Here is a 17,030-nt window from a genome sequence, read left to right on the forward strand (position 1 = left end):
GCGGCCGATGTGCCGTTCATCGACTGTTTTTCCGGGGGACTTGCGTCACGTCCGCCGGAGGCGTCTAATGGTCACTACATCTAGTGGTTACACGGTTGTCATTCGTCCACATATAGTGCACAGGCGGAGACCGTTTCTCCACAGGCGAGCGGGGTTCGTCCCCAGTTTCGTCCACCGCACCATCCACAAGCAGCACCACATCGCACGTCCAGCGAAGGGAGATCACCGTGCACTGCCCGTTCTGCCGGCACACCGACTCCCGGGTCATCGACAGCCGGACGACCGATGACGGCAGCGCCATCCGGCGTCGTCGCCAGTGCCCGGAGTGCAGCCGCCGCTTCACGACCCTCGAGAGCGCCAGCCTCACGGTGACGAAGCGGTCCGGTGCCGCCGAGCCCTTCAGCCGGGCCAAGGTGCTCGCCGGCGTCCGCAAGGCCTGCCAGGGCCGACCGGTCACCGAGGACCAGCTCGCCCTCCTGGCCCAGCGGGTCGAGGAGAGCATCCGCTCCCAGGGCAGCGCGGAGATCGACGCCCACGAGGTGGGCATGGCGATCCTGCCGCCGCTGCGTGATCTCGACGAGGTGGCGTACCTGCGCTTCGCCTCCGTCTACCAGTCCTTCGACTCGCTCGAGGACTTCGAGTCGGCGATCGCCACGCTCCGCGAGGAGCACGCCGCCGTCACCACCCCCTAGACCCCCGGGGCCGGCACGCCGTTGGGCTGTCGGTACCCGGTGACACCTTTGAAGAACGACCGCAGCACAGCTGAAGCAGACCGCCACCACACGGACCGAGGAGAGAGCAGCATGACCGAGACCGCCGGCAAGTCCAGCGCCCGTCGCGGGTCCCGCACCAAGGGCCTGACGATCACCCGCATCCACACCACGGAGGGTGTCCACCCCTACGACGAGGTCGTGTGGGAGAAGCGCGACGTCGTCCAGCAGAACTGGAAGACCGGCGAGACGATCTTCGAGCAGCGCGGCGTCGAGTTCCCCGACTTCTGGTCGGTCAACGCCTCCACGATCGTCACGACGAAGTACTTCCGTGGTGCGGTCGGTTCGCCGCAGCGCGAGTCGGGTCTCAAGCAGCTCATCGACCGGGTCGTCCTCACCTACGTCAAGGCGGGCAAGGAGCACGGCTACTTCGCGACGGACGCTGACGCCGAGATCTTCGAGCACGAGCTGACCTACGCGCTGCTGCACCAGATCTTCAGCTTCAACTCGCCCGTGTGGTTCAACGTCGGCACGCTGAGCCCGCAGCAGGTCAGCGCCTGCTTCATCCTCTCGGTCGATGACTCGATGGACTCGATCCTCAACTGGTACAAGGAGGAGGGCTTCATCTTCAAGGGCGGCTCCGGCGCCGGTCTGAACCTCTCCCGCATCCGCTCCTCCAAGGAGCTGCTCTCCTCCGGTGGCACCGCCTCCGGCCCGGTCTCCTTCATGCGCGGTGCCGACGCCTCCGCGGGCACCATCAAGTCCGGTGGCGCGACGCGCCGCGCGGCGAAGATGGTCGTCCTGGACGTCGACCACCCGGACATCGAGGAGTTCGTCGAGACCAAGGCGCGCGAGGAGGACAAGATCCGCGCGCTGCGTGACGCCGGCTTCGACATGGACCTCGGTGGCGCCGACATCACCTCGGTGCAGTACCAGAACGCCAACAACTCCGTGCGCGTGACGGACGAGTTCATGCGCGCGGTCGACGAGGGCACCGACTTCGGCCTGACCTCCCGCAAGGACGGTTCGGTCATCGAGACCGTCGACGCCCGTGAGCTCATGGGCAAGATCGCCAAGGCCGCGTGGGAGTGCGCCGACCCGGGCATCCAGTACGACGGCACGATCAACGACTGGCACACCAACCCCGAGACCGGCCGCATCACCGCCTCCAACCCGTGCAGCGAGTACATGTCCCTGGACAACTCCTCCTGCAACCTGGCCTCGCTCAACCTGCTGAAGTTCCTGGGGGACGACGACACCTTCGACGCCGCGCGCTTCCAGGCGGTCGCCGAGCTGGTCATCACCGCGATGGACATCTCGATCTGCTTCGCGGACTTCCCGACGGAGTCGATCGGCCAGACCACCCGCGACTACCGCCAGCTGGGCATCGGCTACGCCAACCTCGGCGCGCTGCTCATGGCGACCGGTCACGGCTACGACTCCGACGGTGGCCGGGCGCTCGCCGCGGCGATCACCTCGCTGCTCACGGGTGCGTCCTACAAGCGTTCGGCGGAGCTGGCCGGCATCGTCGGCTCGTACAACGGCTACGCCCGCAACGCGGACGCCCACAAGCGCGTCATGCGCAAGCACCAGGCGGCCAACGACCAGATCCGCACGATGCACACGATGGACAAGGACATCCACGCCTACGCCACCAAGGCGTGGGACGCGGTCGTCAAGACCGGTGAGAAGAACGGCTACCGCAACGCCCAGGCGTCGGTGCTCGCCCCCACCGGGACCATCGGCTTCATGATGGACTGCGACACCACCGGCATCGAGCCGGACTTCTCGCTCGTGAAGTTCAAGAAGCTCGTCGGTGGCGGCTCGATGCAGATCGTCAACCTGACGATCCCGCGCGCGCTGAAGAAGCTCGGCTACGCCGAGGAGACCATCGAGGCGATCGTCGAGTACATCGCCGACAAGGGTCACGTCATCGACGCCCCGGGCCTGAAGCCGGAGCACTACGAGATCTTCGACACCGCCATGGGCGCGCGGGCCATCGCCCCGATGGGCCACGTGCGGATGATGGCTGCGGTGCAGCCCTTCCTCTCCGGTGCGATCTCCAAGACGGTCAACCTGCCCGAGAGCGCCACGGTCGAGGAGATCGAGGACGTCTACATGCAGGGCTGGAAGCTCGGCCTCAAGGCGCTCGCGGTCTACCGCGACAACTGCAAGGTCGGCCAGCCGCTGTCCGACGGTGGGTCCACCGCCAAGGACGCCAAGGCTGGTGCCGAGGCCGCTGCTGCCGAGACGGAGAAGGTCGTCGAGTACCGCCCGCTGCGTCGCCGCCTGCCCAAGCGCCGCACCTCGCAGACGACGAGCTTCGCCGTCGGTGGGGCCGAGGGTTACCTGACCGCCGGCACCTACGAGGACGGCGAGCTCGGCGAGATCTTCCTGAAGTTCGGCAAGCAGGGCTCGACCTTGGCCGGTCTGATGGACGCCTTCTCCATCGCGATCTCGATCGCCCTGCAGCACGGTGTGCCGCTGGAGACCTACGTCGAGAAGTTCACCAACCTGCGCTTCGAGCCGGCCGGCATGACGGACGACCCGGACGTGCGGATGGCGCAGTCGATCATGGACTACGTCTTCCGTCGCTTGGCGCTGGACTACCTGGACTTCGACACGCGGTCGTTCATGGGCATCCACACTGCCGAGGAGCGTGCGCGTCAGCTCGAGACCGGCTCGTACGAGGCCACCACCTCGGACGACGACGAGAGCTACGACGACGACAGCTACTCGCAGGGCGTGCCCACCACCGAGGCGAAGGAGGCCAAGGCTTCGCCGGCCAAGGACGAGGAGGCCGACGTCACCGTCCAGTCCGGTGCCGGCGCCGCCTCGGCCCGCGAGGTCGACGCCACGGTCCACTCCTCGGCCGAGCTGCTCGAGAAGTTCCAGGGCAAGACCGCCGACGCCCCGATGTGCATGACCTGCGGCACCAAGATGCGTCCCGCCGGCTCCTGCTACGTCTGCGAGGGCTGCGGCTCGACCAGCGGCTGCAGCTGATCTGCAGTAGTTGACGAAGGGGGGCCAACCGGCGAGTCCGGTTGGCCCCCTTCGGCGTGCCCGAGCTGGCAAGCTCGGACCCATGGGCTGAGACCTGCACTTCGAGCGTGAGTTTCGGTCAGCCGCGATGGGGTGGCTCGACCGTGCGACGTCGGCAGAGCGCGACTGGCTTCGCTCTGAGGCACTGCGGGAGTTCCAGTTCGAGGGAGTCAGAATTCCGTTGCTTGACGCTCAGCGCGGGATCCGGAAGCCGGCCGACGCGCAAGCGGCCCTGTCGATACGCACGGTCTACCGCGCCGAGGGGGCCCATCGGCCCTACGAGGATGCGGTTGGGGCGGACGGTCGCCTCCGTTACAAATGGCGAGGCACAGACGCCCTGCACCCGGAGAACAGGGCGCTACGGGCCGCCATGAATGCCTCGTTGCCTCTGATCTGGTTCTTCGGGGTTGGGCCGGGAGACTACAAGCCCATCTACCCCGTCTACATCGAGGCCGAAGAGCCGGCTCAGCACCAGTTCGTCGTAGCCATCGACGAGAGCCAGCGGGAGTCCTTGTCCGAGGTGGACGAGCACGTACGACGATACATCCGGGCCGAGCGCAACCAGAGGGTTCACCAACGGGTCTTCAGGTCAACGGTGATGCGGGCTTACGAGACCCGGTGCGCGGTGTGCGCACTCAGGCATGGCGACCTGTTGGACGCTGCGCACATCGTCGAGGACGGTCACGAGCTCGGAGTTGCCTCTGTGCGAAACGGGCTCGCGCTGTGCAAGATTCACCATGCCGCCTTCGACTCCGGCATTTTGGGCATCCGCCCAGACCACGTCGTCCAGATCCGGCGTGATTTGCTCGAGGAAATCGACGGACCGATGCTTCAGCACGGACTGAAGGAGCGACACAACGAGCAGCTCATGGTGCTTCCTGCTCGGCGGGCTGAGCACCCCGACCCGTTGCTGCTCGAGATCGCGTATGAGTCCTTCCGTGTCTCCTAGCTGACCTGCTGGCGGAGGGTCTCTATGGTGCTCTCACAGGGCAGGAGGGTGCGTGGCTGAGTCGGGCGACTGGACGGACGAGGAGAACGGAATCCTCGTCAGCGCGTACTTCGACATGCTCCGTTCAGAGCTTCAGGACGAGAGGTTCGTCAAGGCGCAGGTGAACCGCCAGCTCCAAGACGTCATGGATCGCGGTCGAGGATCGATCGAGTACAAGTTCATGAATGTCAGCGCGGTCCTGCGAGAGATGAGCTTCCCCTTCGTCAACGGGTACAAGCCCTACCCCAACATCCAGGCTTCTCTGCGGGATGCAGTCCGGGAGGAGATCTTGCGTCGGCCGGAGCTCACGAACCTCGCCTTCGACAAGATCACCCGCGCCATGCCGGACGTGAGCGGATCGGCTGCCTGGGTCGAAGGGGAGGCTCCCTCCCTCGGCCTGGATGTCTTCAGAGCTGGGCCGGGGCAACACGTGGGTTGATGGGACTTCGTGGAGCTGGAGGCGATGAATCGTGCGTTGGGTGCTGCCGGTGAACGAGCGGTCCTGGAGCGGGAACGGCAGCTGCTCACCCGGATGGGCGAGCACACCCTGGCGGCGCGGGTCGAGCACGTCAGCCAGACCGTCGGTGACGGCCTCGGGTTCGACATCCGGTCCTTCGAGCCCAGCGGGGCTGACAAGCTGATCGAGGTCAAGACGACGACCCAGGGAGTGCATTGGCCGATGGTCATCACCCGCAACGAGGTCGACGTGAGCGTCTCAGAGGCGGAGTCCTACCACCTCTACCGACTCCACGACTTCCGGCCGGAGTCGGTGCGCTTCTACTCCCTTCGTGGGGACCTGCGTGCGAGCTGCGACCTACGACCGGAGTCCTACCGGGCCCTGCCGTCGCGGAACGAGGTCAAGGGGCAAGTGCCGCCCACGGCCTAGCCCGGGGTTGTCGGTGGCCGCTGCGACCATGGACACATGTTCGAAGACGAGCTGGCCAAAGTGGAGGAGTCCTTCCGGGGACTGGGGCAGATCCGTGAGCGCGCGGGGGCGCAGGCGGGCAGGGCCGACGAGCAGACGCTGACGCGGATGCTCCAGGCGACCGAGCGCCTCAGACGGGCAGCCGACGCGCTCGAGCTGACCTTGCTGGGCCACGCATCGCGGTTCGGTGAAGAGGTCGGCGAGGACCACGTCTACCGCCCGGTCCGCCTGCCGGAGGGAGAGGTCGCCGAGTTCGCCGTCGACGCGCTCGGTCTCGCCCTCGGGGCAGGTGCGGGGGAGGCGGGGCGACGGTGCGACCTGTCGGCACGCGCCATCACCGACCTGCGGCGCCTCGCCGACCTGGTGGCGGATGGGCGCATGCGGGAGCGGTCCCTCGAGGTCGTCGCCAAGGAGACCCGCGAGGCGGGCCCCGACGCGGTGGCAGCGGTCGTGGACCACCTGCTCGACCCCCTTCGTGGCCGGCCCGGCAGCACCCGCGCCACGGGCCTCGACGAGCGGGAGCTGCGCAAGGCGACTCGCCGCATCCTCCAGCGGGTCGAGCCGGAGCTCCTCGCCGACCGTGCCCGGCGCAACCGGCGCAATGCACTGTACGTCGCCTTCAGCGAAGGCCCCGTCGGTTGCACCGACCTGCACGCCACCCTCCCTGCCGAGACCGCACTCGCGCTCAAGGAGGCGATCGACGCGGTCGCCAAGCAGCTGCGCCAGGCCGACCCCACCCTCGCCGCCGGTGCGTCCCGGGCCCAGGGCCTGGCCGATCTCGCCCTGCGTGGCGTCGAGGTCACCCCGCACGTTCGCCTCGGGCTGCCGATCATCACCTCGGCCGCGTCGCGGCTCTCGTTCGCCCCCTACGCAGGGGGCGAAGGTCGACCGGCTGCCGGTGACGCCGCCCACGCCCTCCACGGACCGACCGCCGTCGAAGGGCGCTTCGTCACCGGCGAAGGACCTGACGCCGTGGACGTCGTACCGGAGGAGTGGGCCGGCAACGCGATCACCGCGCAGGTGGCCGCCGGTCCCGGCCCCGACGGCCAGCGCACGTGGGTCAGCGGCTGCGACATCCCGGGGGTCGGCTTCATCCCCGCCGACGTCGTCGCCGCGCTCACCACGCACCTCGACACCACCGTCTCCCGGGCGCTCGTCGACGCCCGCACCGGCGTCCTCGTCGAGACCTCCGACCCCCGCTACGTCGTGCCACGCGCGATGCGTGACTTCGTCACCACCCGCGACGGCACCTGTCGCATGTGGGGCTGCACCCGCCGCGTCGCCCGCGGCGCCGAGCAGGCGGCCGACCTCGACCACGCCCTCCCGTACCCGCAGGGGGCCACCAGCCCCGCCAACCTCTCCGGGCTCTGCCGGCACCACCACCGGGTCAAGCACTCACCGCGCTGGACCCACACCCTCCACGAGGACGGCCGGGCCGAGTGGACGAGCCCGGCGGGGGTGCCCGCCAGCACCTTCCCCGCCCACTGGGTGCATTCCCTCGACGAAGGGGAGGTGCACGTCAGCGCATGGGCGGCCGGTGAGCCGACGCTCGGCCCTGATGACGGGGGTCAGCTCGTCGTTGCACCGGCTTTGCCCCCCGTGGAGGGGGCGAAGGGGGGAGGGGAGGAGCTGGTGGCGCCAGCGGTGGAGTGCGGCCCGGTGCCCTTCTGAGAGAGACGAGATCGGTCACGAGCCCGAGCCAACCCACCTTGACTCGGCACGACGCTACGTTGGCCCCATGCCACGGCTGATCCCCGAAGACCCGCCCTTCACGACGGACTCCGAGCGGCACGTGTGGGAGGGGCTGCGCGACTCCCTTCGTCCCCAGGACGTGCTCCTCGCCAACTACCGCCTCACCGACCTCACCAAGGACCACGAGGCCGACCTCGTCGTCGTCATGCCCGACGTCGGTGTCGTCGTCGTGGAGGTCAAGGGCAACGGGACCCGCATCGACGACGGCCAGTGGACGATCAAGCGCCGCGGCGCACGACAACCCATCGACCCGGTCGGGCAGGTCCGGGACACGAAGTACGCCATCCGCCAGTACGTCGAGACCGACCCCCGCTGGGCCGACTCGTCCCGACGTCGGATCCGCTTCGCCCACGCCGTCGTCACCCCCTTCGTCAGCCTCGGGCTGGACTTCGACCTGCCGGACTGCCCGCGCTGGATGATCCACGACCGTGGCGACATGGCGACCCTCGCCGAGCGCCTCGCCGACATCCCGCTCGGCTTCGAGACCCACACCGCCGTGCCGAGCCTCGACGACTGCGAGGTGATCGTCGACATCCTCACCGCGCGGGGCAGGGGCGTTGCCCCGACGGTCGTCGACGAGGCCGACGAACGCCAGGCGCGGGCCGACCACCTCACCCAGGAGCAGTCCCTCGTCCTCGACGTCACCCGCCTGCTGCGCCGCATCGAGATCCGCGGCGGCGCCGGCAGCGGCAAGACCGTGCTCGCCCTCACCCAGGCCAAGCAGCTGTCCGCAGGTCAGCGAGGCCGCACACCCGAACGGGTCGCCCTCCTGTGCTACTCCATCGGCCTCGCGACGTACTTCAAGCGCGAGGTCGCGACCTGGCCCCGCCGCCAGCGGCCCTCCTTCGTCGGCACCTTCGAAGAGCTCGGCAACCTCTGGGGCGTGCCCTCCGGGACCCGCGACGACCCGAACTACTGGGAGGAGACCTTCCCCCGACTCATGGCCGGCCGGGCCGCCGAGCTGCCGCCGGGGGAGCGGTACGACAGCTTCGTCGTCGACGAGGCGCAGGACTTCGCCGAGTCGTGGTGGCGGCCGATCATCGGTGCGCTCACCGACGAGAGCGACGGCGGGCTCTTCCTCTACTCCGACGAAAACCAGCGCCTCTTCAACCGCTTCGGCCGGCCTCCGGTCCCGCTCGTGCCGCTCGTCCTCGACCACAACCTGCGCAACACCAAGCAGATCGCCGCCGCCTTCCGACCGCTGGCGCCGCTGCGGATGCGCCTCGAGGGCGGTGACGGCCCGCAGGTGGAGCTCGTCCACGCCACGTCGCGGGAGGCCCTGACCCTCGCCGACGACCAGGTCGACGTCCTGCTCGACGAAGGGTGGGACCCCCAGCACGTCGCCCTGCTCACCACCGGCGCACGACACCCCGTGCAGGCGGAGCGGCAGGAGGAGTACGGGCAGCGCGGGTACTGGGACACCTTCTGGGACAACGACGACGTCTTCTACGGGCACGTGCTCGGGGCGAAGGGGATGGAACGTCGCGCCGTCGTGCTGTGCATCAACGAGTCGGGGACCCGCGAGCGTTTTCGCGAGCGCCTCTACGTCGGGCTGTCGCGCGCGACCGACCGACTCGTCGTCGTCGGGGACCTCGATGTGATCCGGCTCGCGGGCGAGGAGGTGGCTCGGGCGCTCGCCGACGCAGGTAGCATCTCCGGCGAGACACAGGGGGCATCATGACCGAACACGCGCCGGGCTGGTACGAGCACGACGGCGAGCGACGCTACTGGGACGGCACCCGGTGGACGCACTCGACGTCTGCGCCGCCGCCGACGTCGACACCGTCGCCCACCTCCGCGTCTGCGTCGCCGACGACCGGTGCCGCGACCCCGGCCAGCCCGCCGCCCCCGCCGAGCAGTCAGGTGGTGCCCTACACCGCACCCACCCACGGGCAGGCACCTCCTCCCGGTGCGGGGCAGGCCCCCTTCGGCCAGCAGTCCTACTCGCAGCAGCCCTACCCCCAGCCGCCGCACGTCGGCCCGGCCGGCGCGATGCCCGCGCCCCGCAAGGACCCGGCGATCTCGCTGATCCTGTCCCTCTTCATCCCCGGCGTCGGGTCGATGGTCAACGGTGACGTCGGCGCAGGCGTGGGGTTCCTCGGCCTCTACATCTTCGGGCTCGTTCTGGTCATCTGCCTCGGCTGGATCCTCATCGGCTTCATCGGGCTGCCGCTCATGGTGGTCGCCTGGGGCTGGGGCATGTACCACGCGTACCAGGGCGCGGTGGAGCTCAATCGCCGCAACGGGTACCAGTCCTGAGTCCGAAGAGCAACAACTGGGGAGTTCTCCCCATGTCCACAGGGTTGAGCGCAGGTACGCTGGGCTCGCACACAGAGATCGCATACGAGAGATACGGAGAGGGCCTGCGATGAGCAACTGGGCTGCCGGTTGGTATCAGGACCCTGACAATCAGGGGCAGATTCGTTACTGGGACGGCAATGGCTGGACCGAGCACCGTCAGGCGACGCCCGACGGCTTCGCTGCCGACCAGCCGGGTCCCGACTCCTCGGGCACGGGGACGCGTCAGGACACCGTCGGGTCCACGAGCGAGGTCGACGAGGCCACGCGTGTGCGTCCCAACGCCGACCGGTCCTCCGAGACCGAGGCGATCTCCACCGACAGCACCAGCTACGGTGCCGCCGCGGGTGCCGCCGGCGGCTACGGTGCCTCCTCCTACGGTCAGGACCAGGGCTACGGCCAGTCCTCCTACGGTCAGGACCAGAGCGGCTACGGCCAGCAGGGCGGGTACGACCAGCCCTCCGCCTATGGCCAGCAGCAGGGCTACGGCCAGCAGGGCGGGTACGACCAGTCCTCCGCCTATGGCCAGCAGCAGGGCTACGGCCAGCAGCAGTACGGCCAGGGCGGTGCGCCGGGCTCCAAGAGCAAGGTGCCGCTGATCGCCGGTCTCGGTGTCCTCGGCCTGATCCTCCTGCTCGTCCTGGGCTTCCTCGGCCTCAAGCTCATCGGTGGTAGCGACGACGAGCCCACCGCGCAGCCGTCGACGACCTCCCAGCCGACCGACTCGACCCCGACGGACTCCTCGTCCACGGACTCGACGCCGACCGACTCCTCGTCGAGCGACTCGTCCACGACCGACTCGAGCCCGACGGACTCGTCCTCGAGCGACTCCGGCCCGGTCTCCAGCGTGACCAAGGGCCGTGCCGCCAAGTGGGGCACCACCTACAAGGGCAGCGGCCACAGCGTCGTCAACGTCCCCGGTGGCGACGGCGCCGGCCTCATGGAGTTCACCTACGACGGTCAGAAGTACGACAGCCTGAGCATCAAGGGCCTGGACTTCAACGACAAGAACTCCGAGTACATCCTCACGTCGAGCGACGCGGCCAAGGGCACGGTGGCGTACAACCTCACCGGCTACAACACGAGCACGACGAAGATCGAGATGGACACCAAGGGCTCGTGGACCGTGAAGTTCACGAAGATCGACAAGGCCCCGACCTTCGGCTCGACCGAGAAGGGTGACGGCTCCAAGGTCTTCAAGTGGGACGGCAAGAAGTCCGACATCGCGGTCAAGTACACGCAGCCGAAGGACTCCTTCATCGGCAACATCAAGGTCGAGGCCGTCGGTGCCTCCGACTACCCGGACCGCCTGATCAGCGAGTACGACAGCTACGACGGCACCACCACGGTCCAGGAGGGCACGAAGTACATCGTCGTCCAGGCCGCGGGTGACTGGGAGATCAAGAAGAAGTAAGGTCCCCCGCCGCACGCACGAAGGCGCCGCTCCCGATGGGGGCGGCGCCTTCGTCGTGTCGAAGGGGGAGGCCTCAGCACTCGATGACGTTGACGGCCAGACCGCCGCGAGCGGTCTCCTTGTACTTGACCTTCATGTCCCGACCGGTCTCGCGCATCGTCTTGACGACCTTGTCGAGCGAGACGACGTGCGAGCCGTCGCCGCGCAGCGCGGTGCGGGCCGCGGTGATCGCCTTGACCGAGGCGACGGCATTGCGCTCGATGCACGGGATCTGCACGAGCCCGCCCACGGGGTCGCAGGTCAGGCCGAGGTTGTGCTCCATGCCGATCTCCGCGGCATTTTCGACCTGGGCGGGGGAGCCGCCAAGCACCGCGGCCATCGCGCCGGCCGCCATCGAGCAGGCCGAGCCGACCTCGCCCTGGCAGCCGACCTCGGCGCCCGAGATCGAGGCATTTTCCTTGTAGATGACGCCGATCGCCGCCGCGGTGAGCAGGAAGCGGCAGATGCCGTCCTCGTCCGCGCCCGGCACGAAGTCGACGTAGTAGCGCAGCACGGCCGGGATGATGCCGGCCGCTCCGTTGGTCGGTGCGGTGACGACCCGGCCGCCAGCGGCATTTTCCTCGTTGACGGCCAGGGCGTAGAGGCACAGCCAGTCCATGCCGCGCAGCGGGTCGCTGCTGCTGCCCTCGGCCCGCAGCCGCTGGTGGAGCTGGGGCGCGCGCCGGCGCACCTTGAGGCCGCCGGGCAGGACCCCTTCGGTGCGGGTGCCGTTGTCGATGCACTCCTGCATGACCGACCAGATGTGCAGCAGCTCCTGGCGCACCTCGTCCTCGGTGCGCCACGACAGCTCGTTGTCGAGCATGACCTGGGCGATCGACAGGCCGGTCTCCCGGCAGATGGCGAGCAGCTGGTCGCCGGTGGTGAAGGGGTGGGCGACGGGCGTCGTGTCGGCGACGATCTTCGTCGAGCCCGAGGCGTCCTCGCCGACGACGAAGCCGCCGCCGACGGAGTAGTAGGTGTGCGCGCTGATCGGCTCCTGCGCGTCGCCCCACGCCGTGAAGGTCATGCCGTTGGGGTGCAGGGGCAGCGCCTTGCGCCGGTGCAGCACGAGGTCGTCGTCCTCATGGAAGTCGATCTCGTGCTCGCCGAGCAGGCTCACCCGGTGCGAGGAGCGGATCTGCTGCAGCCGACCGGCCACCGAGCGGGGGTCGCAGACCTCCGGGCGCTCACCGGACAGGCCGAGCAGGACCGCGGTGTTGGAGCCGTGCCCGTGACCGGTCGCTCCGAGCGAACCGAAGAGCTCGGCCTTGACCCGACGCACCTGCGGCAGGACCCCTTCGTCACGCAGACCCTCGACGAACATCACGGCGGCCCGCATCGGGCCGACGGTGTGGGAGCTCGACGGGCCGATGCCGATCGAAAACAGGTCGAAGACGCTCAGTGCCACGGGTGGCTCTCCTGGGGTGCTCGTGGGTGGGGCACGGACGGCTCGACGCGGGTGGTGGGGCGCCGTGCCGTGGCTCACACTACCCACCGCGTCGACTGCGCCGGGCCGCTGTGGAAAACCTCGCGGCGGGCTGCGCCGACCCGGCCACACTGCAGGGCATGAGCTTCGACGACCTGCCCCGTGACTGGCCCACCCGACCCCTGACCGACCCGACGATCGCCCGCGACGTCGTCGATCTCGTCGTGCGCGAGAGCGACCGCGAGAGTGGCTCGCTGACGATCGTGCTGTGCGACGAGACCTGCCGCATGATCCAGCCGATCACGATCGGCGAGCTCGGCGGTACCGACCTGCCACCGAGCGAGCGGCGCCGCCCCTTCGACCTCGTCGTCGGTGGCCTCGTCGAGCGTCTCGGCGGCCTCGTCGTCGCGATCGGCCGGCCCCACGGCCTCGAGCCCGACGACGAGGCACGGGCCTGGCACGAGGCGGCGATCGCCTCCTGCCGCGAGCTCGACGTGCCACTGCTCGCGACCTACCTGGCGACCGATCGCGCCGTCGTCGAGATGCCGGTGTGGGACGGGCTGGCGATCGCCGGCTGACCGCCCGACCCCCGCCTCACTCGTTCGCGGACCGAGCGAGCAGTTCGTCGACCTGGGCGACCACCTCCGCGCCGATCGCCCGGGCGAAGCCCTCCGGGTCCTCGTGGGCCGCGGGGGACTCCTCGACGATGACGTCGACGAGCCCGTCCTCGCGCATGTGTCGGGCGCCGACCCGCTGGCGGGCGGCGAGCAGAGCGGCGTGCTCGGTGTCCTTGAAGACGATGGCACTCGCCCCCTCCGGCGGCAGCGGCGACAGCCAGGCATTGCCGGCGGCGACGACCCGCTGCGCGGGCAGCAGCGCCAGCGCGCCCCCGCCGGTGCCCTCGCCGAGGAGCACGGACACGCTCGGTACGTCGAGCGCCGTCATGTCGGCGATGCACCGGGCGATCTCCCCGGCGAGCGCGCCCTCCTCCGCCCGGGGGGAGAGGTCGGCGCCGGGGGTGTCGATGACCGTCACGAGGGGCAGGCCGAGCTCGCGGGCCATCCGCATGCCGCGACGTGCCTCACGCAGCGCGGCCGGTCCCATCGACTCGGCGACCTGGTAGCGGCGGTCCTGGCCGACGAGCACGCACGGCCGCGAGCCGAAGGAGGCCAGGGCGAGCATGACCCCCTTGTCCGACTCGCCGTAGCCCGTGCCGTTGAGCGGGATGACGTCGTCGGCGGCGTGCCGCAGCAGCTCCCGCACACCGGGGCGGTCCCCCCTTCGGGTCGTCTCGATGGCCCCCCAGACCGCGGCGACCTCCTCCTCGTCCGGCTCCGGCCGCGAGACGAAGGGAGCGATCCGCCACGCCGGGTGCTCGGTCGGGTCGGCGTGCCGATGGGTCGTCGCCGACAGCATCGTCAGGGCGCGCGCCGCGATGCCGGCCAGCTCCTCGAGCGGGACGACGGCGTCGACGATGCCCTTGTCGACGAGGTTTTCGGCGACTTGGACGCCCTCCGGGAAGGGGACGCCGTTGACCGTCTCGTAGACGACCGGGCCGAGGAAGCCGATGAGCGCCCCGGGCTCGGCGATCGTCATGTGCGCCAGCGACCCCCACGAGGCGAAGACGCCGCCGGTCGTCGGGTGCCGCAGGTAGGCGAGGTAGGGCAGGCCGGCCGCCTTGTGCGCCACGACCGCGGCCGAGATGTCGACCATCGTCATGAAGGCCGGGGTGCCCTCCTGCATCCGCGTACCACCGCTGGCGGTCGCCGCGATGAGCGGCAGCCGCTCGGTCGTCGCACGCCGGACCGCCGAGACGATCCGGCCCGCGGCCGCCCGTCCGATCGACCCGCCGAGGAAGCGGAACTCGCCGACGATGAGGGCGACGTCGTGACCCTGGATCCGGGCCCGTCCGGTGAGGATCGACTCGTCGGTGCCGGCGCGCTCGGCCGCGGCCGCCATCGCCGACCGGTAGGTGTCGTCGAGGCCGGAGGTGTCGATCGGCTCGTCCCACGTGACGAAGCTGTCCGGGTCGACGACCGCGTCGATGAGCTGCTGGGCACCAGGGCGCTGGGGACTCATGGCAGTGATGGTGCCACCCACGAGGGTGGGTAACCTTGCCCGGTGCTTGTGCCCCTGACCACTGCCGTGATGGTCGCCGTCGCCGCCCTCGGGCTCGTGGCCCTGATCTACCTCGCGCTCGACCGCCCCGTCGACGACGGGCTCCTGCTCGTCGCGGCGCTCGTCGAGCTGGGTCTGCTCGTGCTCGCCGTGACGACGGCGGTCGTCCACGGCCGCGTCACCGGGACGGGGGAGGGCGCGACGATGCTCGCCTACGCCCTGACCCTCCCGATCATCCCGCCGGTCGTCGTCTTCATCGCCCTCAAGGAAAAGACCCGCTGGGCCATGGGCGTCGTCATCGCCGGTGCCTTCACCGTCGGGGTCATGACCTACCGCATCCTCCAGATCTGGCAGACCAGTGGCCCCGCCTGAGGTCAGCACCGGCACCGGGCCCGGCCGGGTCGTCGTCGCCGTCTACGGAGTGCTCGCGCTCGCCGCGACCGGGCGCTCGATCCTGCAGATCACCCAGTACTTCGACCGGGCCCCGCTCGCCTACGTGCTGTCGGCGTGCGCCGCCCTCATCTACGTCGTCGCGACCATCGCCCTGGCGAAGGGGGGACCCTCCGGTGCCCGCGTGGCCACCGGCGCGATCCTCGTCGAAGCCGTCGGCGTCGTCACCGTCGGGACCCTGTCCTTCGTGCGGCCCGAGCTCTTCCCCGACAAGACCGTCTGGTCCCACTACGGGTCCGGCTACGGCTACCTGCCGCTCGTCCTCCCCTTCGTCGGGCTGTGGTGGCTCCACCGGGTGCGCGCCCGCTAGGTGAGACGGAGGCTGGTGCGCGCCAGCCCTTTTCCTATCATCGCAGCAGGTCTTGAGCGCCAGCGCGAAGCCCCGGCTCGCTGGCCGGCAACCCTCCTCCGCGGTGGGGTGCCCCGGGAGACGACCTGGTCCGCGACGTCCGTCGCGGTCAAGCGCGCACTCAAGGAGCAGACATGTCCGACCCCTCCATCTGGAGCTTCGAGACCCAGCAGATCCACGCCGGCCAGGCGCCCGACCCGACGACTGGTTCGCGGGCGCTGCCGATCCACGCGACGACCTCCTACGCCTTCAAGGACACCGAGCAGGCGGCGAACCTCTTCGCGCTCAAGGAATTCGGCAACATCTACACGCGCATCATGAACCCCACCCAGGACGCGGTGGAGCAGAAGATCGCCGCCCTCGAGGGTGGCGTCGGCGCGCTGCTCACGGCGTCGGGCATGTCCGCGACGCACCTCGCCCTGGTCAACATCGCCGAGGCGGGTGACCACATCGTCGCCAGCGCCGCGCTCTACGGCGGCACGATCAACCTGCTGAAGTTCACCCTGCCGAAGTTCGGCATCGAGGTCTCCTTCGTCGAGGACCCGAGCGACCTCGAGCAGTGGCGCGCGGCGGTCAAGCCCAACACCAAGGCCTTCTTCGGCGAGACGATCGGCAACCCCAAGCCGGTCGTGCTCGACATCGCCGGCATCGCCGAGGTCGCCCACGAGGCCGGGGTGCCGCTCGTCGTCGACAACACGATCGCCACGCCTTACGTGCTGCGCCCCCTCGAGCACGGTGCGGACGTCGTCGTCCACTCGGCGACGAAGTACCTCGGCGGCCACGGCACCGCGATCGCCGGCGTCATCGTCGACGGCGGGGCCTTCGACTACGCGGCCGACCCGGAGAAGTTCCCCAACTACAACCAGCCCGACCCGAGCTACCACGGGCTGCGCTTCGGCCCCGACCTCGGCGTCAACGGCGCGCTCGGGGCCAACCTGTCCTTCATCCTCAAGGCACGCGTGCAGCTGCTGCGCGACATCGGCCCGGCGATCTCGCCCTTCAACGCCTTCCTCATCGGGCAGGGCATCGAGACGCTCAGCCTGCGCATCGAGCGGCACCTCGACAACACCCGCAAGGTCGTCGACTTCCTCTCCGGCCACGCGCAGGTCGAGGCGGTCAACTGGGCGTCCATCGAGGGCTCGGCGAGCTTCGAGCAGGCGCAGCGCTACACGCCGAAGGGGGCCGGTGCCGTCATCTCCTTCGAGATCGCCGGCGGCCTCGAGGCAGGCAAGAAGTTTGTCGAGGGGCTCACCCTGCACAGCCACCTGGCCAACATCGGTGACGTGCGCTCGCTCGTCATCCACCCGGCCTCGACGACCCACTCGCAGGGTCCGGAGGAGGACCGGCTCGCCGCCGGCGTCACCCCCGGCCTCGTCCGTCTGGCGGTCGGTCTCGAGAGCATCGAGGACATCGTCGCCGACCTCGAGCAGGGCTTCGCCGCCGCGAAGTGATCTTCGGTCCCTGAGGAGGCGAGGAACCTCGGTCCCTGAGGAGGCGAGGAACCTCGGTCCCTGAGGAG

At 69.6% G+C, this 17,030-nt stretch carries 15 protein-coding genes and 1 riboswitch; of the genes, 13 read left to right on the forward strand and 2 right to left on the reverse strand.

What is annotated here, in order from left to right; all coding sequences use genetic code 11:
* Nucleotides 1-227: 227 nt before the first annotated feature.
* From nrdR to CWN80_RS02755, 9 genes are all read left to right on the forward strand, one after another.
* Nucleotides 228-692, forward strand: a complete 465-nt coding sequence (gene nrdR, locus CWN80_RS02715) for a transcriptional regulator NrdR (RefSeq protein ID WP_007925398.1) — start codon at nucleotides 228-230, stop codon at nucleotides 690-692.
* Between the two features lie 111 nt (nucleotides 693-803).
* Entirely contained in the window at nucleotides 804-3,713 is a 2,910-nt protein-coding gene (locus tag CWN80_RS02720; RefSeq protein WP_007925395.1) for a vitamin B12-dependent ribonucleotide reductase, read from the forward strand.
* Between the two features lie 127 nt (nucleotides 3,714-3,840).
* Nucleotides 3,841-4,701: an HNH endonuclease gene (locus CWN80_RS02725; protein WP_007925394.1), complete on the forward strand. Its 861-nt coding sequence runs from the start codon at nucleotides 3,841-3,843 to the stop codon at nucleotides 4,699-4,701.
* Between the two features lie 52 nt (nucleotides 4,702-4,753).
* Entirely contained in the window at nucleotides 4,754-5,179 is a 426-nt protein-coding gene (locus CWN80_RS02730; RefSeq protein WP_007925393.1) for a hypothetical protein, read from the forward strand.
* Nucleotides 5,180-5,203: 24 nt separating this feature from the next.
* Nucleotides 5,204-5,626: a protein NO VEIN domain-containing protein gene (locus tag CWN80_RS02735; RefSeq protein ID WP_128276839.1), complete on the forward strand. Its 423-nt coding sequence runs from the start codon at nucleotides 5,204-5,206 to the stop codon at nucleotides 5,624-5,626.
* Between the two features lie 36 nt (nucleotides 5,627-5,662).
* Complete coding sequence (locus tag CWN80_RS02740) at nucleotides 5,663-7,336, forward strand: HNH endonuclease signature motif containing protein (RefSeq protein WP_128276840.1); 1,674 nt, start codon at nucleotides 5,663-5,665, stop codon at nucleotides 7,334-7,336.
* A 67-nt stretch (nucleotides 7,337-7,403) separates the two neighbouring features.
* On the forward strand, nucleotides 7,404-9,098 hold the full coding sequence (locus CWN80_RS02745; protein WP_007925390.1) for an NERD domain-containing protein: 1,695 nt from the start codon (nucleotides 7,404-7,406) through the stop codon (nucleotides 9,096-9,098).
* Nucleotides 9,095-9,676, forward strand: coding sequence for a DUF2510 domain-containing protein (locus tag CWN80_RS02750; RefSeq protein WP_007925388.1), 582 nt, complete (start codon nucleotides 9,095-9,097; stop codon nucleotides 9,674-9,676). The genes CWN80_RS02745 and CWN80_RS02750 overlap by 4 nt, the downstream gene beginning before the upstream one ends.
* A 109-nt stretch (nucleotides 9,677-9,785) precedes the next feature.
* Entirely contained in the window at nucleotides 9,786-11,129 is a 1,344-nt protein-coding gene (locus CWN80_RS02755; RefSeq protein ID WP_007925380.1) for a DUF2510 domain-containing protein, read from the forward strand.
* 73 nt (nucleotides 11,130-11,202) lie between these two features.
* On the opposite strand, the gene CWN80_RS02760 is transcribed toward CWN80_RS02755, so the two are convergent.
* Nucleotides 11,203-12,576: an L-serine ammonia-lyase gene (locus CWN80_RS02760; protein WP_007925378.1), complete on the reverse strand. Its 1,374-nt coding sequence runs from the start codon at nucleotides 12,574-12,576 to the stop codon at nucleotides 11,203-11,205.
* Nucleotides 12,577-12,734: 158 nt separating this feature from the next.
* Here CWN80_RS02760 and CWN80_RS02765 point away from each other — a divergent pair, with 158 nt between their 5' ends.
* Entirely contained in the window at nucleotides 12,735-13,172 is a 438-nt protein-coding gene (locus CWN80_RS02765; protein WP_128276841.1) for a hypothetical protein, read from the forward strand.
* Nucleotides 13,173-13,188: 16 nt separating this feature from the next.
* Here the strand turns inward: CWN80_RS02765 and CWN80_RS02770 are convergent, their stop codons facing one another.
* The gene (locus CWN80_RS02770; RefSeq protein ID WP_128276842.1) at nucleotides 13,189-14,673 is read right to left on the reverse strand and encodes a carboxyl transferase domain-containing protein; all 1,485 of its coding nucleotides are present in this window, start codon (nucleotides 14,671-14,673) and stop codon (nucleotides 13,189-13,191) included.
* A 42-nt stretch (nucleotides 14,674-14,715) separates the two neighbouring features.
* Here CWN80_RS02770 and CWN80_RS02775 point away from each other — a divergent pair, with 42 nt between their 5' ends.
* The 3 genes from CWN80_RS02775 (at nucleotide 14,716) to CWN80_RS02785 (ending at nucleotide 16,962) form a co-directional block, all read left to right on the forward strand.
* A complete protein-coding gene (locus tag CWN80_RS02775; protein ID WP_040880715.1) occupies nucleotides 14,716-15,084 on the forward strand; it encodes a hypothetical protein in 369 nt (122 codons plus the stop codon).
* Nucleotides 15,071-15,472: a hypothetical protein gene (locus CWN80_RS02780; RefSeq protein WP_007925370.1), complete on the forward strand. Its 402-nt coding sequence runs from the start codon at nucleotides 15,071-15,073 to the stop codon at nucleotides 15,470-15,472. Before CWN80_RS02775 ends, CWN80_RS02780 begins: the two co-directional genes overlap by 14 nt.
* Before the next feature lie 48 nt (nucleotides 15,473-15,520).
* Nucleotides 15,521-15,633, forward strand: a riboswitch (SAM riboswitch).
* A 12-nt stretch (nucleotides 15,634-15,645) separates the two neighbouring features.
* The gene (locus CWN80_RS02785) at nucleotides 15,646-16,962 is read left to right on the forward strand and encodes a bifunctional o-acetylhomoserine/o-acetylserine sulfhydrylase (protein WP_007925360.1); all 1,317 of its coding nucleotides are present in this window, start codon (nucleotides 15,646-15,648) and stop codon (nucleotides 16,960-16,962) included.
* The last annotated feature ends 68 nt before the right edge of the window (nucleotides 16,963-17,030 follow it).

This window comes from Janibacter hoylei PVAS-1, from assembly GCF_004025845.1.
Taxonomy (GTDB): Bacteria; Actinomycetota; Actinomycetes; order Actinomycetales; family Dermatophilaceae; genus Janibacter; species Janibacter hoylei.